Source organism: Cryobacterium sp. MDB2-A-1, from assembly GCF_004402675.1.
GTDB classification, from domain to species: Bacteria; Actinomycetota; Actinomycetes; order Actinomycetales; family Microbacteriaceae; genus Cryobacterium; species Cryobacterium glucosi.
In genome coordinates, this window is the sequence record NZ_SOFK01000016.1 from 107,670 (window position 1) to 127,201 (window position 19,532).

General features: G+C 67.0%; 17 protein-coding genes. 5 read left to right on the forward strand and 12 right to left on the reverse strand.

Features of this window, described 5'->3' with window-relative positions; all coding sequences use genetic code 11:
• Positions 1-48: 48 nt before the first annotated feature.
• Both E3O39_RS03760 and E3O39_RS03765 read left to right on the forward strand, forming a co-directional pair.
• Entirely contained in the window at positions 49-507 is a 459-nt protein-coding gene (locus tag E3O39_RS03760) for a GyrI-like domain-containing protein (protein ID WP_166787227.1), read from the forward strand.
• Between the two features lie 92 nt (positions 508-599).
• Positions 600-1,352 (forward strand): potassium channel family protein, encoded by a 753-nt coding sequence (locus E3O39_RS03765; RefSeq protein ID WP_134445928.1) that lies wholly within the window; start codon positions 600-602, stop codon positions 1,350-1,352.
• Positions 1,353-1,420: 68 nt separating this feature from the next.
• On the opposite strand, the gene E3O39_RS03770 is transcribed toward E3O39_RS03765, so the two are convergent.
• From E3O39_RS03770 to E3O39_RS03790, 5 genes are all read right to left on the reverse strand, one after another.
• Positions 1,421-2,230, reverse strand: coding sequence for an endonuclease/exonuclease/phosphatase family protein (locus tag E3O39_RS03770; RefSeq protein WP_134445929.1), 810 nt, complete (start codon positions 2,228-2,230; stop codon positions 1,421-1,423).
• Positions 2,231-2,368: 138 nt separating this feature from the next.
• Positions 2,369-3,388 (reverse strand): LLM class flavin-dependent oxidoreductase, encoded by a 1,020-nt coding sequence (locus E3O39_RS03775; RefSeq protein ID WP_134445930.1) that lies wholly within the window; start codon positions 3,386-3,388, stop codon positions 2,369-2,371.
• Between the two features lie 75 nt (positions 3,389-3,463).
• Positions 3,464-3,889 (reverse strand): hypothetical protein, encoded by a 426-nt coding sequence (locus tag E3O39_RS03780; protein ID WP_134445931.1) that lies wholly within the window; start codon positions 3,887-3,889, stop codon positions 3,464-3,466.
• 123 nt (positions 3,890-4,012) lie between these two features.
• Positions 4,013-4,981, reverse strand: coding sequence for a phospholipase (locus tag E3O39_RS03785; protein ID WP_134445932.1), 969 nt, complete (start codon positions 4,979-4,981; stop codon positions 4,013-4,015).
• A 314-nt stretch (positions 4,982-5,295) separates the two neighbouring features.
• The gene (locus tag E3O39_RS03790; protein WP_134445933.1) at positions 5,296-6,108 is read right to left on the reverse strand and encodes a hypothetical protein; all 813 of its coding nucleotides are present in this window, start codon (positions 6,106-6,108) and stop codon (positions 5,296-5,298) included.
• 287 nt (positions 6,109-6,395) lie between these two features.
• Between E3O39_RS03790 and E3O39_RS03795 the strand changes: the two genes are divergently transcribed.
• Positions 6,396-6,995: a histidine phosphatase family protein gene (locus E3O39_RS03795; protein WP_134445934.1), complete on the forward strand. Its 600-nt coding sequence runs from the start codon at positions 6,396-6,398 to the stop codon at positions 6,993-6,995.
• 101 nt (positions 6,996-7,096) lie between these two features.
• Here the strand turns inward: E3O39_RS03795 and E3O39_RS03800 are convergent, their stop codons facing one another.
• The 6 genes from E3O39_RS03800 to E3O39_RS18880 all read right to left on the reverse strand — a co-directional run bounded on the left by E3O39_RS03800 (position 7,097) and on the right by E3O39_RS18880 (position 15,851).
• A complete protein-coding gene (locus E3O39_RS03800) occupies positions 7,097-7,756 on the reverse strand; it encodes a bifunctional 4-hydroxy-2-oxoglutarate aldolase/2-dehydro-3-deoxy-phosphogluconate aldolase (RefSeq protein ID WP_134445935.1) in 660 nt (219 codons plus the stop codon).
• On the reverse strand, positions 7,753-8,859 hold the full coding sequence (locus E3O39_RS03805) for a sugar kinase (protein ID WP_134445936.1): 1,107 nt from the start codon (positions 8,857-8,859) through the stop codon (positions 7,753-7,755). The genes E3O39_RS03800 and E3O39_RS03805 overlap by 4 nt, the downstream gene beginning before the upstream one ends.
• Positions 8,859-10,406: a UxaA family hydrolase gene (locus E3O39_RS03810; RefSeq protein ID WP_134445937.1), complete on the reverse strand. Its 1,548-nt coding sequence runs from the start codon at positions 10,404-10,406 to the stop codon at positions 8,859-8,861. Before E3O39_RS03810 ends, E3O39_RS03805 begins: the two co-directional genes overlap by 1 nt.
• 51 nt (positions 10,407-10,457) lie before the next feature.
• Positions 10,458-11,918, reverse strand: a complete 1,461-nt coding sequence (locus tag E3O39_RS03815; RefSeq protein ID WP_198413367.1) for a glycoside-pentoside-hexuronide (GPH):cation symporter — start codon at positions 11,916-11,918, stop codon at positions 10,458-10,460.
• A gap of 116 nt (positions 11,919-12,034) precedes the next feature.
• On the reverse strand, positions 12,035-13,432 hold the full coding sequence (gene uxaC, locus E3O39_RS03820) for a glucuronate isomerase (protein ID WP_134445938.1): 1,398 nt from the start codon (positions 13,430-13,432) through the stop codon (positions 12,035-12,037).
• Between the two features lie 64 nt (positions 13,433-13,496).
• Positions 13,497-15,851: a tagaturonate reductase gene (locus E3O39_RS18880; RefSeq protein WP_166787228.1), complete on the reverse strand. Its 2,355-nt coding sequence runs from the start codon at positions 15,849-15,851 to the stop codon at positions 13,497-13,499.
• 219 nt (positions 15,852-16,070) lie between these two features.
• Between E3O39_RS18880 and E3O39_RS03830 the strand changes: the two genes are divergently transcribed.
• Positions 16,071-16,868: an IclR family transcriptional regulator gene (locus tag E3O39_RS03830; RefSeq protein ID WP_166787229.1), complete on the forward strand. Its 798-nt coding sequence runs from the start codon at positions 16,071-16,073 to the stop codon at positions 16,866-16,868.
• A 227-nt stretch (positions 16,869-17,095) separates the two neighbouring features.
• Positions 17,096-18,547, forward strand: a complete 1,452-nt coding sequence (locus E3O39_RS03835) for an HNH endonuclease signature motif containing protein (protein WP_166787230.1) — start codon at positions 17,096-17,098, stop codon at positions 18,545-18,547.
• 131 nt (positions 18,548-18,678) lie between these two features.
• Here E3O39_RS03835 and E3O39_RS03840 read toward each other — a convergent pair whose 3' ends face one another.
• The gene (locus E3O39_RS03840; RefSeq protein WP_134445941.1) at positions 18,679-19,521 is read right to left on the reverse strand and encodes an alpha/beta fold hydrolase; all 843 of its coding nucleotides are present in this window, start codon (positions 19,519-19,521) and stop codon (positions 18,679-18,681) included.
• Positions 19,522-19,532 lie beyond the last annotated feature (11 nt).

The window sequence follows — 19,532 nt, forward strand, 5'->3', positions numbered from 1 at the left end:
GGCCGCAGCGGGTCCCTCCGGGGCCCGGTAACCGACCAGGGAGACTCCATGAAGGCCGAACAGATCACCCTCGAACCCCGCACGTTCCTCGGAGTCCACGAGGTGATCCCGATGAGCAGGCTGACCGAATATTTCGATCGCGCCTTTCGTACCTCCGCCGCCGAACTCGGCAGGCTGGGCGCCCACCCGAGCGGTCCGCCGATCGCGCTCTATCACGGCGCCCCCACGGATGCCGCGGTCGACGTGACCGCCGGATTCCCCGTCGTCGACGAGGTCAGTGCGACCCGGGCCGTCGAGGTCGTGCACCTTCCGTCCGGTCCGGCCGTCGAGACGTTCCACGTGGGCTCATACGAGACGATGGCCGAGACGTATGCGGCCGTGACGGACTGGATCACCGCGCAGAAGCTCACCGTCGCCGGGGACATGTGGGAGGAGTACCTGGTGGGTCCGGACGCCGAACCGGACCCTGCCAAGTGGCGCACCCGGATCGTGTTCCCGCTCGCCTGAGTCCGCCACGCTTTTTTCGAAACGCGGGCGCAACAATCACCCTCTAACATGAGCACGCGACCTGCGACCATGACGAGCCAGGAGAAGGCGATGTGAGAAGCTCCCGCTGGGAACGCGCGACCGACACTCCCCTGCTCGCGCTCGGAATCGCTTTCCTGATCGCGTACGCGACGCCGATCATTGCGCCGGAGATCAGTCCCGGCTGGCACTTGTTCCTCGAGTGGATCGAGATCGGCAGCTGGGCGGCCTTCGCGGTCGATTTCGTGGTGCGGGTGAGCCTCGCGGAGGATCGACGCGCGTTCATGCGCACCCATATCCTCGACCTTCTCGCGGTCGCCCTGCCGTTGTTCCGACCGTTGCGGGCCCTGCGGGTGGTCTCGGTCGTGATCCTGTCCACCCGCCGGCTGAGTAAGGTGCTCAAGAACCGCGTGATGACCTACGTGGGCATCACGGCGGTGTCGGTCTGGTTCATCGCGGGCCTCGCGGTGACCGATGCGGAACGGAACGCGACCGGCGCGAACATCGTGACGGTGTGGGACGGCTGGTGGTGGTCGTTCATCACGATGGCCACCGTCGGATTCGGGGACCACTTTCCCGTCACGACGGACGGCCGCCTCGTCGCTGTCGGCCTCGTGGTCACCGGGATCGCGCTGATCGGCACCATCACCGCGTACATCGCATCCTGGTTCGCCGCCGCCAGCCGCGAGGCCGAGGAGGCCATCAAGGTCGAGCTCGGCGTCAACGAGGACAAAATAGACGCCCTCACCGTGGAGATCGGCGAGCTCAAGGCCCTCGTCGAGCGCCTGGTCGGCCAGCCGCTCCCGGCCCCGCCGACCGCGGACTGACGAGCAGGCTCAGACCCGCAGGCCCGCACCCGTACCTGTACGTCCAGACCGGTCGCAGGCCGGCCGTCTCAGATGTCGAAGTCCGTGCTCGGCGGTGCAGCTGCGGTCTCGGTCGCGGTCGTCGTCGCGGTCCTCGCGACCGAGCGGGCGGCATCCGTCTCACGGATGCTCTTCCGCGCGCTCTGCCGGAGGGTCTGGCTCACGGGCTCCGCGGTGTAGGAGGAGGTCACCAAGATCGGCATGTGGTCGGACGTGCCGCGCGGGAGCGTCTCGACATTCTCGATGGTCAGGCCGACCGAGGTTGCGAGGTCGAAGTGGCCCCTGAAGAACCGGTAGCGGGTGTACGTGCGGGTGTCGCTCAGGGTGAGGTCATAGCCGGACTCCGTGACCTTGTCGCCGAGGTTGCCCTTGAAGATCGGGTAGTTGTAGTCGCCGACCATCAGCGTCGGCAAGCCGGGGCCGAGGCGATTGAGTTCCTCGTGCGCCGAACGGATCTGGTTGCGGCGCAGCGAATTGCGCGCGGTCAGCGGCGCAGCGTGGAAGGACGCGACGACGAGCTCGCGATCGGCGACCTTGTCCACGAGCCGGGTGCCGATCAGGCGCTCGTGCGCCGGGCGCAGCACCATGTCGTGCAGGGACTTCTTGAGCGCGAAGGCCTGGGTGGTGACGGCGTCGAAGCGGTCCTGGCGGTAGTAGATCGCGAGGCCGAGCCGGTTGGTCAGGGTCGAGTCGGCGAGATGCAGGGTGCCGATGTCGTCGGGCAGTTCGAGGGTGTCCGCCTCCTGGAGGCAGAGCACGTCCGGCTCATAGGTGACGGAGAGCGCGGCGAGTTCACCGACCGCTCGGTTCTTCCGGAGGTTGTAGCTGATGACCCGCACGTCTCTGACCTGGCTTCCGACTCGTGGTGGTGATTCAAGCCTAACGCGCGCGGCTGAAAGGTTCACAAGGCTTCGGGACGCTTAAGCGGGCTACCGGTCAGTTCCCCAAGCGTTCTGGGCCGGGGTCGTGCGGCGGCCTCAACGCCAGCCGAGACCCGGGGCGACGTGGGTGACGATGCTCTCCAGGAGGCGCGCGTTGTATGCGACTCCGAGCTGGTTGGGGATCGTCACGAGCACGGTGTCTGCGGCCTGCACCGCGGCATCCGTCGCCAGCTGGGCGACGATCTGGTCGGGCTCGCCGACGTAGCTTTTGCCGAAGCGGGCGAGGCCGCCGTCGAGGTAGCCGACCTGGTCCTCGGACTCCCGGCTGCCCGGCCGGCCGAAGTAGGCCCGGTCCTCTTCGGTGACGAGCGGCAGGATGCTGCGGCTCACCGACACCCGCGGCGTGCCGGTGTGGCCCGCGGCGGCCCAGGCTTCACGGTAGATCGCGATCTGCTCCGCCTGGAGGTCGCCGAACGGGACACCGGTGTCTTCGGTCAGCAGCGTCGAGCTCATCAGGTTCATGCCCTGCTCACCGACCCATTTCGCGGTCGCCCGGGTGCCGGAGCCCCACCAGATCCGCTCGCTCAGTCCCGGAGCCTGCGGCTGGATCGGCAACAGCGCCGTTCCAGCAGACATCTGCGGGTTCGGCGTCGCGACACCGGCCCCGATGATCGCCGCCCGGAAGACCGAGGTGTGCTCGCGGGCGACATCCGCGTCTGTCTGCCCGTCTGCGGGCGCATAGCCGAAGTTCTCGTAGCCGCGCTGCGCGGTTTCGGGTGACCCGCGGCTGATGCCGAGCTGGAGGCGCCCGTTGCTGATCAGGTCGGTGATCGCGGCCTCCTCGGCCATGTACAGCGGGTTCTCGTAGCGCATGTCGATGACGCCGGTGCCGAGCTCGATCCGGTTCGTGCGCGCCGCCATCGCCGCGAGCAGCGGGAACGGTGAGGCGAACTGCCGGGCGAAGTGGTGCACACGCACGTATGCCCCGTCCACGCCGAGTTCCTCGGCGGCGACCGCGAGCTCCACCGTCTGGAGGAGGGCGTCGCGTGCGGTGCGGGCAAGGGAGCCCTGCACCGCCTGGTGGTGGCCGAAGGAGAGGAATCCGATGCGCTTCATGACCGGTGCAGCGCGGAGGGGCCGCCGGGTATTCCCGTCGCCCGCGCGGCACCACCGCTCCCCGGACTGGCCGCGCTACCCACGCTCCTTCCCGCGCCGCTTCTTCGCCGCGGGCACCCGTCGCACAGTGAGCCTGTCGAGGCGGCGTTCCACAACGGTGCCCTCCTCGAGGATCGTCGCGAGCGTGATGAGCTCGTCGACGAGTTCAGGGACCGGGCGCGCCTGGCAGCAGACGCACCAGCCGCGCGCGTCGAAACACGCGCGCAGGGCCTGCTCGTAGTAGTCCCTCGTGAGGCCGGGCACGTCGCATACCCGCGCCGTCGTCGTGGACTGGAGCGAGTTCATTCCGCTGAACGAGCGCCCGCAGCCGCAGTCCCCGTATGGGGCCCACCGGCTATACGGGCACGGCTCGAGCATCCACACGAGCTCACCCTCGATACAGCCGTTCGAGTCACTGCCGCGGGAGCCCTGCGTCGCCCCTGTGGCCACCAAAACCTTCATTTCCGTCCTCCTCGGTCTCGGCACGAGCCTCAGGGAGTGGATGGAATGACGCTAACAGTGGCCACCGACAGACGAACAGGTGGAGGGGTGCGGGCGAGCGACGGCGGGTCAGCACCCGACCGATCAGTAGTAGCCGAAGGACTCGGAGTGCGCCCAGGCAGAGCAGGGAGTGCCGTAGGCCGACTTGATGTAGCCGAGGCCCCAGCTGATCTGCGTCGCCGCGTTCGATGCCCAGTCCGAGCCAGCGGAGGCCATCTTGCTGCCGGGCAACGCCTGCGGGATGCCGGTTGCTCCGCTGGAGCTGTTGTACGCCTGGTAGTTCCAGCCGGATTCCCTCTGCCACAACTGGCTGAGGCAGCTGAATTCCCCGCTGCCCCAGCCGTACTGGGAGGAGGCCATCGCACTCGCCGTCGCGCGCGCGCCGGCCGGGCTGTTATCCCCCGACGACGACACGGACGCCACCGCTTGCGGCGCAGCGGCCGCAGCAGCTGCCGCAGCCGCCTTCGCTGCTTTGGCCGCCTGGGCCGCCTGGGCTTCCGCGGCGGCCCTGGCGGCGGCAGCGGCTGCGGCCTCAGCGGCGGCCTTCTCGGCCGCAACGCGGTCGACTTCTGCGACCGCAGCCTGCACGGTCGTCGTCTCGGCCTTGGTCCGGGCGGTCAACGACTCGACCTGGTCGATGGGCAGGACCTGGAAACTCGCCAGCGAACTCGCCGCTGCGGTCAAAGTGGAAGCATCCACTTTGTTCGCGGCTGCGGCGACGACCTGGTTGGCGTCGACCAACGCAGCTGATGCCGCATCCTGGGCGTGTACCTTCGCGATCGAGGTGTAGACGGTGAGCTGGTCGTGTTGCCGGCCTGTCGCCGCTGCGACGTCGGCCGTTGCCGCGATCCGGCTCTGGGACCGGGTGGCCGCCTCGGCGGCCGCACTGACCGCGAAGCCGCTTCCGGCCACGATCGCGGCGATCGCGAGACCGGCCGTGACGACGGTGAACCGTTTCGGGCGACGTCCGCTGGGTCCGTTCCTGCGCGAGGCCCGGGTGTCGACCGGAGCCGAATCTGTTGGCGAATCTGGTGCGGATTGAGCTGAGTTCATGATTCCTGCCATCGAGAACCGGCTCGAAAACCGCCCGGTTCGCTGAGTGTCAGGCCCACGCTCTCGGTGACGGCGCGGGCGAATTGGCCATAGTGCAGACGCTTTCTGGCAAAGTCCCGACCAAAACCTCCACAAGTCATCCACGGGGTAACCGGTCAACCGCGTTCTGCAGGGGTGGCGGGCCGCACTAGTCCCGGCCCGCCGCCCTTGTTGAGCGCGATTCCGCTTTTCTGAGGTTTTCTCAGGAATGCAGGGGCCTATTTCCGGCCACGGGCATCCGGATCGGTGGAACGCGGCTCCCGATCAGCGGGCACTCAGTAGTAGTTGTAGGCCTCGGAGTGCGCCCAGGCCGCGCACGGCGTCCCGTAGGAGGCGGCGATGTAGCCGAGACCCCAAGCGACCTGCGTCGCGGCGTTGGTGGCCCAGTCGGAGCCGGCCGAAGCCATCTTGCTCCCCGGAAGAGCCTGCGGGATACCGGTGGCCCCACTCGAGTTGTGGGCCGTGTACGACCAGCCGGACTCCCTCTGCCATAACTGCACGAGGCAGCTGAACTGGCCGTCGCCCCAGCCGTACTTCGAGGCGGCCAGGCCCTGGGCCACCGCCTTCGCGCCCGCGGGCGTGTTCGCTGAGGCGAGGGCCTGCAGCCTTTGGGCCTCTGCCGCAGCGGCTGCGGCAGCGGCCTTCTCGGCGGCGACCCGGTCTGCTTCGGCCGCAGCGGCTTCGACGCTTGTCGAGATGGCGGCCGTGCGCTGGGTGAGCGACTCGACCTCGTCGATGGGCAGGACCTGGTAGCTCGCGAGCGAGCTCGCGACGTCGCTCAGGGTGGTCGCGTCGACCTTGTCCTTGGCGGCAGCGAGCACCGCGTTGGCCCTGTCGAGCGCGACGGCGGCGGCGTCCTTCGCGTGCACGGTGGCGATCGAGTCGTACACGGCCAGTTGGTCGTGCTGGCGGCCGGTGCTCGCGGAGAGGGCTGCGGTGGCGGTCACGCGGTCCTGGGCGGCGTTCGCGGCCTGAAGGGCGTATGAGCCCCCGGTGACGAGGGCCACGGCGACGGCGGAAGCCAGGGAGATGGCGATGATCCGGCGAGAATGCGGTGAGCGGCGAGGTGGTGCTGAATGCGATGTCATATAGTCCCGGTGTCGCAAGCGCGGGCGCACGAACAGGGCTCGTGGGCCAGCGCTCACTGGTCTCGGGCCCACGCGCTCGGATGCTGCGCAGGCGAATCGGCCATAGTGGCCGGGATTCCTGCACAAACCCTCACTTTTTCCTCCGAAAGTCATGGGTATCGGGGCGCGTTCCGCACGCGTGCCCCGTCAGGCTCCGCGACGAGCCTGTCTAAACTCGAAGAATCGACATGTTCATTCCGGTCGATCCGCGGACGTTCCCACGACGCTGAAGATCACGAGGTTTCATCATGACCGCGCACGACATCGTCCTGATCCGGCACGGGCAGACCGAGTGGAGCATTTCCGGTCGGCACACCGGCCGCACCGACATCCCCCTGACCGACCTCGGTCGGCAGCAGGCGGATGCGCTCGGCGAGATGCTCGACGGTGAGGCGTTCCCGACGGTCTTGTCCAGCCCGCTACAGCGGGCCTGGGAAACCATGGAGCGCGCGGGATATGCCGCGCAGGGCATCGCTTCCCAGGACATTCTCGAGTGGGACTATGGCGTGTTCGAGGGGCTCACGACCGAGGCCATCCGCCGGGAGATCCCGGACTGGTCCGTGTGGACGCACCCGATGACCGGCGGCGAGTCCGCAGACGAGGTCGGCGCGCGTGCCGACCTCGCGATCGAGCAGTGCCTCGCAGCTCCGGGTCCGGTCGCCGTGTTCGCGCACGGACATTTCCTGCGCATCATGACGGCGCGCTGGATGGGCCTGCCTGCCTCCGCGGGGAAGCACTTCAGCCTCGGGACCGCCACGGTGTCCACCCTCGGCTGGGAACGCGATAGCCGTGTGCTGCAGATGTGGAACGATGCCTGCCACCTGAACTCGATGGACCCGGTTCTCTGACCTACCGTTTCCAGCCGCGCGTTAAACCGCAAACGCGGCGTCCAGGGGCCGAAGCACGTCCTGGACGCCGCAGTCTTTGTGCGACTCGCTCTCGCTGAGTCTTACTTCCGGCCGGCACCCGTCAGATCGGATGCTGCGCTGGCGGCGATGAGGCCGCGCACGAGCTCGAGCTGGGCGTCGTCCGCGAAGGACGAGCTCAGGCCGACGACGCTGACTCCGGAGGAGAGGAAGTCGGGCGCGTTGAGCGCGGTGACCCCTCCGGTGGCGATGAAGTTCATGTCGGGGTACGGCCCCTTCATCGACTTCGCCCAGTTCGGGCCGAGGATCGAGGCCGGGAAGACCTTGACCCAGCGGAGGCCGAGCGCACGAGCCTGGAGGATCTCGGTCGCAGTAGCCACCCCCGGAAGATGCGGGATGCCGCGGCGAACGCTCTCCGCGACGATCTCCGGGCTGAAGCCCGGGGAAACGGTGAAGGCGACGCCGACCTTCTCGGCGGCGTCGAGCTGCTCGAGGGTCGTGACGGTGCCGGCGCCGACGACGAGGCCGCGCTCGGCGGCCGCCTCGGCGACGGCCTTCAGGACGGGAACCGCGTCACTGGTCTGGATGGGGATCTCGACGTGCTGGACACCGGCATCCCAGGCGCGCTCGGAGAGGCGCACGGATTCGGTCAGCGAGAGCCCACGCAGAACGGCGAGGACGGGAATCCGGAAGAAGTCTCCGGGGAACCACTCATTGGTGGGAAGGGCGGTTGTGCTGGTCATACGGTCAGTCTCCTAAGATCGGTGAGATCGGAATGTGAGTCGTGGGTGTCGGGAGCGTTCCCGACGGCGGCCGGGGATCCGGCGCCGGATCCGGCGGCGGCGGGAGTTGCTGCGAACAGCCCGTGGCCGGGCCGGAAGTCCTCGCGGCTGCCGAGCGCCCAGGCGGCGAGCGAGTGCCCGTGGTTCAGGCGGACTTCGGACGACTCGCCGTTCATGAGTGCGGACAGGTAACCGGCGGCGAACGCGTCTCCGGCTCCGACCGGCTCGACGACCTCGACCTTGTGGGCAGGGACGACCGTGGTGCGGCGGGTGCCGTCGGGCAGAAGCGCGTACTCCGTCGCGTCGACGGCTCCGTCCTTGACGACGAGGTAGGGCACGTCGGGCAGCAGGGTGCGCACGTCGTCGGAGGTGACGCAGCCCCAGATGGTGGCGGCTTCGTCGAGTCCGACGAGGACGACCGTCGCCTTGCCGGCGAGCTCCCGCAGCCGGGGACCGGCCACGCTCACGGGCCAGAGCTTGGACCGGTAGTTGACGTCGAAGGACACCGAAGTGCCCCACTCTGCCGCGTGGTCGAGCACGTGTTCCACCAGGGCGGAGCAGCTCGGCGACAGCGAGGGCGTGATGCCGCTCGTGTGGATCAGGTGGGCGGACTGGAGGGGCCAGGCCCCGGCATCCGCCACGCCCAGCTCGGAGGCGGCGGAACCCGCACGATAGTAGAAGACGTGCGCGCCGGTACCGGTGTCCGGCTCCTTGAGGTACAGGCCTGTCGGGCTGACCGCGGTGCGGTTCACCCAGCGGGTGTCCACTCCCCCGCAGTCGAGCGTCGAAATGATCTTGGTGCCGATCGGGTCCTGGCCGACATTGCCGGCCCAGGCCACGTGGTGGCCGAGCTCGGCGAGGTGCGCGGCGACATTGGACTCCGCCCCGCCGACGCCGAGGTGGAAGCTCTCTGCGATGTCGGGCGACGTCGTCGAGGTGGGGGTGAACATGCCCATGGTCTCGCCGAAGCAGACCACCTGCGGTTCGCCCTGGTCGGCGCCGGAGGCGACCGGGTTGCCCGGCTCCTCCTGCAGTGCCTGGGCGCCTGCTTGCTCGTCGGTCATCAGGTCACCGCTCCGATGTGCCACGGCACGAACTCTTCCTGGCCGACGTTGAACTCTTCGCTCGTGGTCTGCTTTCCGGAGGCGACGGCGATGATCATGTCGAGGATCTCGGCGCCGACCTCTTCGACGCGGGCGGTGCCATCGGCGATCCGTCCGGCGTTGATGTCGACGTCGTCGCCCTGGCGCACGAACAGCGCGGTGTTGGTGCCGACCTTGATGCTCGGGGTGGGCTTGCAGCCGAAGACCGAGCCGCGGCCGGTCGTGAAGACGACGACCGTCGCACCGCCGGCGACGAGTCCGGTGACGGACACCGGGTCGTAGCCGGGGGTGTCCATGAAGCCGAGGCCCCGGGTGGTCATCGGTTCGGCGTATTCGTAGACCGCTGCGAGGTCGGCGCGGCCGGCCTTCGCGACGGCGCCGAGCGACTTCTCCAGGATGGTGGTGATGCCGCCGGCCTTGTTGCCGGGAGAGGGGTTGTTGTCCATGGTGCCGCCACCGGTGACGATGTACTTCTCCCACCAGTTGATCCGGTCGATCAGCTTGAGGCCGACCTCGCGGGTCGTGGCGCGGGCGGTGAGCAGGTGCTCGGCGCCGTAGATCTCAGGCGTCTCGGCGAGAACGGATGTTGCGCCGTTGGCGACGAGGACGTCCGAGGCCCAGCCGAGGGCCGGGTTCGCGGTAATGCCCGAGTAGCCGTCGGAGCCGCCGCAGTTGAGGCCGAGGACGAGTTCCGAGATGTCGATCGGTTCGCGGCGACGTTCGTCGAGCTTCTCCGCCATCTCGAGGATCGCCTCGACGCCCGCGGCGACGGTGGCGCGCATGCCACCGGTCTCCTGGATGGAGAGGGTCGTGACGAGGGTGTCTGCCGGAAGCTCGCCCTGGCCGAGGATGACGTCGGCCGGGGTCATTTCGCAGCCGAGGCTGAGCACGAGCACTCCGGAGATGTTCGGGTGGGCCGCGTAGCCGTTGAGGGTGCGGACGAGCATCTGCGCGCCCTCGCTCTCGAGGACCAGGCCGCAGCCGCTCTGGTGCGTGAGGGCGATGACGCCGTCGACGTGCGGGAAGCGGTCGAGCAGGTCGCCGCGGAAGCGGTCCGCGATCAGCTTCGCGGTCGTGCCGGAGCAGTTGACCGTCGTGAGGATCGCGATGTAGTTGCGGGTGCCGGCGCGGCCGTCCGCCCGGCGGTAGCCGTCGAAGGTCCGGCGGGCTCCCGTCGGGGCGGCCAGCTCGGTGTGCACGGTACCGAACTCGTGCACGCGGGCGCCGAGGTCCATACCGAGGTTCTGGCTGTGCACGTGTTCGCCGCGCACGATCGGCGCCGTTGCGGTGCCGATCGACTGGCCGTACTTGAGGACCTTCTCCCCGACCGCAACCGATCCGAGTGCGATCTTGTGGCCGCTCGGGACGGCCCCGATCACATTCAGAACGCTGTCCCCCAGGGTGATGGCTTCACCGGGAACGAGGTCCCGGAGGGCAACAGCGACATCGTCGCCTTCCGCCATGACGAGCACGGATGTGCCGGTCGCAATGCTGTTGATGTGGCTCATGAGATCTTTTCTCTCGCTGGGAAGCGGTCGGGGAGGGTACTGCTGGCCGGATCAGGCCTTGGCGGCGATTTCTTCGCCGATGATGCCCTTTTCCCAACGACCCTCTTCGAGGTCGATGGCAATGGCGTGGTACTTGTCGTCGCTCAGGCTGTACAGGAAGTAGATGATGACGGCGGCGATGGTGAGCGCGATGGCCGGGTAGATCGTCATGACGGCCTTGATGCCGAAGAGCGTCTCCGGGGACTGCTCTGTTGCCTTGGCGACGTAGCCCGTGATGGCGAGCATGCCGGCTCCGACGAGGGCGGCGAGGGACTGGGCGACCTTACGGGAGAAGTTGAATGCGGCGTAGGTCATGGTCTCCTTGCGGACACCGGTGTGCCATTCGCCGTAGTCGATCGTGTCGGAGACGAAGGCCCAGGTGACGCCGTTCGGGATGGCCAGTGCGGCGTACCCGATGGTGACGAGGATCATGAACGTCCACAGGTTGGTCGGGATGATGAAGTTCAGGCCGTTGGCGACGATGGAGATGATGAATCCGGCCATGGCCGTCTTCTTCTTGCCCCACTTGGCGACCATCTTCGGGATGAACATGATGCCCACGATGGAGGCACCGATCATGACGAGGTTGAGGACGGCCTGGAGGGCGATGTTGCCGAGGTTGTACTGGGCGAAGAAGATCATCATCATGTTGTTGACGTTCATCGAGGAGATGGTGAAGAGCGTCATGAGCACGAGGGCGAGGAGCGGCTTGTTGGTGAAGATCGCCTTGGCGTAGTCCTTCATGCCGTTCTTCTCGAAGCCGACGGCACGGTTGACGTACACCCGTTCCTTGGTGCCGCGGTAGCAGATGTAGAAGGACACGACGCCGACGATGGCCATGACCATCGAGGCGAACATGAAGTTCTGGGCGGTCATGCCGCCGAAGATCATCATCATCGGGATGAACGCGAAGCCACAGATCCACTGGGCGCCGAGCGAACCGGCCTGGCGGCTGGTCGCGAGCTCCGCGCGGTCCTTGATGTCGCGGGTCATGACCGAGGCGAGGGAGCCGTACGGGTCATTCGTGAAGGAGTAGATGATGCCCCAGACCGCGTACGTGCCGGCGGCGAAGGCGATCTTCCAGCCCATGTCCACGTCGGGCATCGTGAAGGTGACGACGGTCATAACGGCGAGCAGGATGGAGGAGACCATCATGACGGGGCGGAATTTTCCGCGCTTGCCGAAGCGGCGGCTGTCGATGAATGCGGCCGCGAGCGGGTCCATGCAGGCATCGAACAGTTTGCTGAGCGTAAAGATAAGTGCGACTACAGCGGGCGCGATGCCGGCGGTGTCGATCCAGAACTTGGTCAGGTACGACTGTCCGAGGTCGAACATAAAGCCGTTACCGAAGTCGCCGAAGCCATAGGCGACCTTCTCCTTGCGGGAAATGCGATCAATAACGGTGACGCCGGCGGAGCCTTCGGGGCCGGTGGCTCCCATGGCGCCGGGCAGGCCCTTGGTGGTTGTACTCATAATGCGGATTCACTCCTATGTGCTGGATTTAATGGGGTCGTGCTGGTTCGTGCTGGTCGTGCAGAGGTACTGTGCGGGTGGATGCTTCGAGCGGGTAAGCGCCGGAGCCGAACGGGCTAGAACCCGAAGTAGGTGTTCGCGTTGTTGTACGAGATGTCTTCGACCATCTGGCCGAGGATGGCCTCGTCGTCGGGAACTTCGCCGAGCTCGACCCATTCGCCGATCAGTTCGCAGAGGATGCGGCGGAAGTACTCGTGGCGCGGGTAGGAGAGGAAGCTGCGGGAGTCCGTCAGCATGCCGACGAAGTTGGAGAGCAGGCTCTCCTCCGCGAAGGTGGACAGCTGCAGGCGCATTCCGTTGCGGGTGTCGTTGTGCCACCAGGCGTTGCCGAGCTGGAGCTTCTGGACGACGTCCTTCTGGTAGGAGGCCATCAGGGTGATCAGCGGCAGGTAGTCGTTGGGGTTCAGCGAGAAGATGATCGTGCGGGGAACCGCATCCTCGGATTCCATCGCGTTGAAGAGCTTGGCGAGCGGCTCGGCGATGTTGCGGTCGTTGATCGCGTCGTAACCGGTGTCGGCGCCCATGCGGGCGAAGCCCGGGTCGTTGATGTTGCGCATCGCGTGGATGTGGTACTGCATCGTCCAGTCCTTGGCGCTGTAGATGCGCATCAGGGCCTTGAGCAGTGCCGTGCGGTACTGCGCGATCTCGGTCGCGGTGAGGGTGCCGCCGGAGAGGGCGGTCGTGACGATCGTGTCGAGTTCGGCCGGGGTGGCCTCTTCGTAGACGACGATGTCGAGGGCGTGGTCGGACAGGCGTCCGCCCATGGTGTGGAAGAAGTCGACGCGCTGGGTGAGGGCCTCGACGATGTCCGCGAACGCGGTGATGCTGACGCCGGCCGCGGTGCCGAGGGTGGCGATGTACGCCGCGTACCCGGCCTGGTCGATGTTCAGGGACTTGTCCGGACGGAACGCCGGGAGCACCTTGAACGCGCTCTCAGCCTTGAGCACCTCGTGGACGTGCAGGTCATCCGCGGGGTCGTCCGTCGTGACGACGACCTTCACGTTCATGCCCCTGATCAGGCTGCGGCGGGAGAACGCCGGCGTCGCGAGGAGCAGGTTGGCCGCGTCGTAGATCTCGCGGGCCGTTGCACGGCTGATCACGGTGTCGATGCCGAAGAAGCGCTTGAGTTCGAGGTGCGCCCAGACGTAGAGCGGGTTGCCGAGCGCCTTTTCGAGGGTGCCTGCCCAGGCGTAGAACTTGTCGAAGTCGGCGCCGTCTCCGGTGATGAGGCTCTCGGGGACCCCGTTGGTGCGCATCAGGCGCCACTTGTAGTGGTCACCGTAGTTGTTGCCGCCGAGCCAGGCTTCGGTGATCGTCGCGAAGTTGCCGTCCTCGAGGATCTCCTGGGGGCTCAGGTGGCAGTGGTAGTCGACAATCGGCATATTCTTCGCGTGATTGTGGAAGAGCTTCTTCGCCATCGGCGTGGTCAGCAGGAAATCGTCATTCAAAAACATCAGAAACAGTCCTTTGTTCCGTACAGTCGTTGTGGTGAATCAGTCGGTGGGTTGATTCGGCCGATCAGGCCAGGAGCGCGATGGTCGCGCGGGCACCCAGGGTGCGCAGGTTGTCGAGGCCGGTGGTGACCTCGGCGACGAGGCCGGGGAGTTCGCTGAGGTCGCGGCCCCAGAGCGAGTCATCGCTCAGGATCGCTTCGACGTAGTCGGCCGTCACGTTGCTGCCGGTCGCGGTGGCCGTCGCGTATGCGGCGTGGAAGGTGGCGAGCACCTCGTCGCTGTCGACGGGGACGACGGTGACCGCAGCGTCGCCGCTGTAGGTGAGCAGCAGTGCCGAAAGGGCCAGGGTGACGCGGGGCGGGAAGGTTCCGACCTTCTCCTGGAAGTTGACCAGGATCGGCAGCAGGCGGGACTTGTACTTCGAGATGCTGTTGAGCGCGATCGAGGCGAGCTCGTGGTGCATGAAGCGGTTCTCGAAGCGTTCCTTGACGGACTCGGCGTATGCGGCGAGTTCGTCGTGCGGCAGGTCGATGACCGGCATGATCTCGTCGTACATTTCCGCGTTGACGAACTGGGAGAACTCGGGGTCGATCATCACGTCGCGCACGGTCTCGACGCCGGCGAGGCGGGCGATCGAGGCCATCGTGGTGTGCGGGGCGTTCAGCAGGAAGACCTTGCGTTCGCGGTACGGCGTCATGTCGTCGGTGACGGTCACGTTGAGGCCGGCCTTCGCGAGCGGGAGGGATTCCGTCAACGACTGCGGTCCTTCGATGACCCAGAGCAGGAATGGCTCGGCCTTGACGATCGACTGGTCGTCGTAGCCGAATTCCTCGGCGAGCTCGGCGGCGCGGTCGGCCGGGTAACCGGGAACGATCCGGTCGACGAGGCTGGAGTAGAAGGTGTTGTCGGTGTTGACCCACTGGACGAATGCTGCGTCGAGCTCCCAGAGCGCGGCGGTCGCGAGGACGGATTCCTTGAGCTTGTCGCCGTTGTGCTCGATGAGCTCGCAGGGGATGATCTGGAAGCCCTTCTTGCCGAGAGAGAAACGCTCGAAGAGGAGCGCGGTGAGCTTTCCGGGGAAGCTGTGCTGGGGCTTGTCATTGAGACGGTCACGGTCGTCGAAGGCGATGCCGGCCTCTGTCGTGTTGGAGAAGATGAACTCGATGTTGTCGTCGTTGGCGAGGCCGAGGTACTTCTGGTTGTCGACGTACGGGTTGACCGTTCCGGTGACCACGGTGATGACCTCGTGGCTCTGCACGTCCTTGCCATCCTGAAGGCCTTCGAGGAGGACCGTGTAGAGGTTGTCCTGCTCCTCGAGGGAGGCGACGCGGCCGCCTTCGATGGGCTGGACGATCTTCACGCCGCCCTGGAACAGTCCCTGGTTGTTCATCTGCTGCAGCTGCCAGTCGACGAACGCGCGGAGGAAGTTGCCCTCGCCGAACTGGATGGCCTTCGTGGGCAGTTCCGCGATCGCGGGAACAACGCTCTTGGACAGTCTCTGCATGGTCTTCGTGTTCCGTTCGGTAGTAGTGGACGTGACGGTGACCTGCATGGTCGACGTCGCTCCGGGGTCCAGGGTGATGAAGTGGGCGCCGACGTTGCACGTCTCTGCGCAGGCGGTTTCGGTCCACTCGTCGGTTCCGTAGTCTGCGATGGCGGCGGCCTTGATGCGGCCGGCGTTCCAGACGACCGTCTGCGCGGCGCCCTGCGAGACGGCGCGGATGATGCGGTCGTTCGCCGGGTCGCTGAGTTCGAGCGCCTCGGGCATCGGGTAGAGGCGATCGATCTCATCGCCGGTGAAGCCGAGCGGCAGGAGGGACGAGCCCTCGGTGGCCGGCTTGGTCGAGCGGTCCGTGTAGTCGAACGTCTCGAGGCCGGTGAGGGTGCTCGTTGTGACGTCGCCGACGGCGAAGTAGGTGTGGAAGGCTTCCTCGAACGCGAACGGGGTGGCACCGTCGTTGCGGACGGACAGCTCGAGGCCGAGCTCTGCGCCCACGGTGACCGTGTAGTGCGCGGTGAAGGGGTGGAATCCGGCGGGAACGCCGACGCTGTCCTGGGTCAGCTCGAAGACGAGCTCTGTGGCAACGGCGCCGGTCGCGGTGTCCAGGGTGCGGGAGTCGACGAGCGACCAGGTGGAGAGGCGTGCCCAGCCGTGGTTGGGAGCTGAGGCATCCGTGCCGTTCGGGCCGAACCAGGGGAAGCAGAGGGGAACGCCGCCGCGGATCGGGTCGGTGTCGGAGAAGACGCCGAAGGTGCTCATCCAGAGGACCGGCTTGCCGCCCGCGGGAGTCCAGTCGGCGACGTGCGCGCCGTGCAGGTAGATCAGGGCGGATGCCGAGGGTGTGGTGACTTCGACGGCGGCGAGGCCGCCGTGGCCCTCCACCAGACGGATGCCCTGTGCGAGCTGCTGGGTTGTCATGCGTACTCCTCTTTGAGGCGAGAAACGTGAGGCGAAAGTGTGGCGGAGCCTGCTAATCGTTCCGCTCAGCAGAACGCGTGTCCGTCAGATGAAACACTAGCACCGGTTAACAGGTTCGTAACAACTGCTTTCGCGGTAGAATTGCCGTATTGAGTTCCATCGGGCAGAACCGCCTTTTCATGGTGCACAATGCACAATCTTTGGCCGCAGGAGGACAAAATGTCAGCGACTTTGATCGACGGATCTCACACTTCGGGCGAGGCCGGCGAGCCCGCGAAGGACAGCGCAGCCCGCAAACTGCTGCGCGTGCTCGAAGCCGTGTCGAACCCGGGCGAAACGCACCGGCTGAGCGACCTGGTTAAGGAGACCGGCCTGTCGAAGACGAGCGTGTTCCGTCTGCTGTCCGAACTCGTCGACGACGGCTACGTCAGCCGCACGTCGGACGGCGCGTACACACCCGGACGCGCGCTTCGGTTGCTCGGCCTGCGCCTGACTGCCAGCACGGAGGATTCGGACCGCGTGCGCACCCGGCTGCAGCGCCTCCAGCAGGACGTGCACAGCACCATCCACTTCGCCCTCCGCACCGGCGACTGGGCCACCTACGTTGAGAAGATCGAGGACACCGCGCAGCCGATCCGGATGGCGTCCCGCGTCGGCGCCCAGATCCCGTTGCACTCGACCGCGATCGGCAAGTCCGTTCTGGCCTACCTGCCCGAGAGCGAGGTGCGGCGGTACGCCGCCAACACCGGGCTGCCGCGGCGCACCGACAACACCATCACGGACGTCAACCGTTTGCTCGCCGACGGCGAACTTGTGCGCAATCGCGGCTTCTCGATCGACGACGAGGAGAACGAGGAGCACATCCGCTGCATGGCGACGCCCGTTTTCGACACCCGGCACAATCTGCTGGGCGGAATCGGCATCACCACAATCGCACCTTTGGTGACGCAGGCGAAACTCGAGTCATACGCCCCCCTGCTCCTCACGGCGGCGCGCGACATCATGTCCCTCGTCTAGCTCTGGCCGTTGCGTGGGGAGCGTTTCGCGGCCACTTAGGTCTGTTCCGATCCGACTTTGCGGACGCCCCTCTGGACAGGAATCGCTCATCGGGTAACCTATCGATATCTCTGGACGATTGAAGCTGACCGACTTTCGTTATGAGCCCTTGACCGGGTTTTCCACAGGTGATTCGTGGGCGTGCGAATGCCTCAAGAATGTCGGTGGTCGTTCGTAGAGTGACCGGTATGACAACTGAAAATACCTCAGAACCTCAGCCCGAAAGCACGGCGGAACCCCCGCCCGGGACCCCTCCCGACAGTCCTCCCGACACCTACCTGAACCCCCGGCATCTCAGCCTGGTGGAGCCGCCCCTCACCGATTTCTATGACGCGATCCGGGACGCGGACCGGGAAATCAATCAGGCCACCGCTCGCCGGGCCGCCGCGGTCTACACCGCCCAGCGGGTGCTCGCCGATGTCGGCCGGGCCCGGGCGGACGCCGCAGTGCGGGCGGGCGGCCTGCGCCCGCCGTGGTCTCCGGAGGAAGCCACGAAAGAGGAATTCACGTGCGAGGTCAGCGCCCTGCTGCGGCTCCCGCGCCGGACGGCGGAGACCCTGATCGAAGCCAGCCGCACCCTCGCCGAAGACCTCCCCGCAACCCGGGACGCCCTGGCCTCCGGGGCGATCAGTTACCGGCACGCCCAGGTGATCATGGAGCAGGCCTGGGGCATCCGGGTCGCTGATGACCCGGAAGCGGCCGCCCGGGCCCGCGCCGTGTTCGAGGAGGTCCTCGTGCCCGACGCGGAAGTGCTGACCGTGGCGAAGCTCGCCGACCGGGCCCGAAGGGTGCGGGAACGCACCCACCCGGAAACCATCACCGCGAGGCACCAGAAAAGCGTCGAGGACCGGCATGTGGTGTTCCAGGCCCTCAACGACGGCATGGCGTCGCTGTATCTGACCGGGGATGCCGAGAAGGTGCAGGCCGCGTACCACCGCACTCTCGACACCGCCCTGACCCTGCAGGGCCCGGACGAGGTCCGCACCCTGACCCAGATCGCGGCCGATGTGCTCACCGACGTCCTGATCAGTGGGGTCACCCCGGATGGACTCGGCAAAGGGGTGACCGCGCAGGTCAACGTCACCGTTCCGGTGCTGACCTTGTTGGGGAAGAGCGAGGAGCCCGGGTATCTGGCCGGGTACGGACCCATCGACCCCGACACCGCGAGGCGTCTCGCGGCCGGGGCGCCGAGCTTCACCCGGCTCCTCACCCACCCGGAAACCGGCGTCGTGCTCTCCATGGGACGCGACACCTACAAACCACCCGCCGCACTCAAGAAGTGGCTGGAGGTGCGGGATGAAACCTGCACCTTCCCGGGCTGCCGGCGCTCCGCCAAACGATCAGACCTCGACCACAGTGTGGAGTGGCAGCACGGCGGGGAGACCGACGCGATGAACCTCGCCCACCTCTGCCCGTATCACCACGCGGTGAAGAGCTACACCCGGTGGTCGCCCAGGCACCTCGGCGACGGTCGCATCGAATGGACCTCCCCGGCCAGGTACAGCTACATCGTCGAACCCTCCGCCGACATGAGACCACCCCGGAAACCCAAACCCGCACCGAAACCACCAGCCCCGATCGTTGACGTCTGGAACCTCGACCCCACACCCGACGACCCCGACGACCCGACACCGTTCTAGGTCGCTTGCCCACGCGGGCTCCGCGAAGCCGTCCTTTCCGAGGAGGCAGAGCCGCTCCTGGTGGATCGGAGGCCGGGCGCGGAAAACGCGATGCGGCATCTGCGAGGTGTGCGGCCACGAGCTGGTCCAGCTCAGGAGGTGCCCTTGAGGAAGGCGACGATTCGTTCGCCGACCACCGGCCAGTCAGCACCGAGCCAGACCATGTGGCTGTCCGCATGACTCTCAATGAGTTCGGCAGCACGGATGCTTGAGGCGAGCGAACGCGACTGTGCGAAGGGCACTCCGCCGTCGGTTCGGGTGGCGATCACGAGGGTGGGCTGATCGACCAGAGCGGTGACATCGGGGGTGGGGCGCAGGTCGTTGACAAACCCGCGTCCGGAGCGCATCCGCCGGAAAAGTGTGAGGAGTCCGGCGCGAGCGTCCGAATCCAAGCCGGCCAGGACCTCGCCCACCGGACGGGTGGACAGCGCTCCCATCATCATGCGCAGGCACATGGAGGGAGCGAACCGGGCGAGCGCGTGAACCAGGCCCCAGGTGACCCTCCCGGTCACGCCGTTGAATCCGATCCGGGCTCCCAGGCGAGTGACCGGGTCCGGGTACGGAAGCCAGCCGACTGCACTGATCAGGACCAGCCGGTCGACAAGGCCGGCGTGTCGCGCGGCGAACGTTGCGGCGGTCGGTCCCCCGCCGGAAATGCCGACGACCGCCGCGACCCGGGTGATGCCCAGGTGCGCGCACAGGTCACCCACGACATCCGCGAATCCGGTCACGGTCGTCCCTGTGGACAGCGGAGTGCGACCGTAGCCGGGTCGGGAGGGTGCGAGCACGGAGTAGCCGGCGGCGGCGAAGACGTCCTCGCCGACCGCGATCCCGGCCCGGAGGTGTCCGCCTTGGAAGACCACGATGACCGGGTCCGCGCGAATATCGAGCCGGTACTCGACTGGCCCCTCCGCCAGGCGCGTCGTCCGCAGCATCCGCCCGGGCC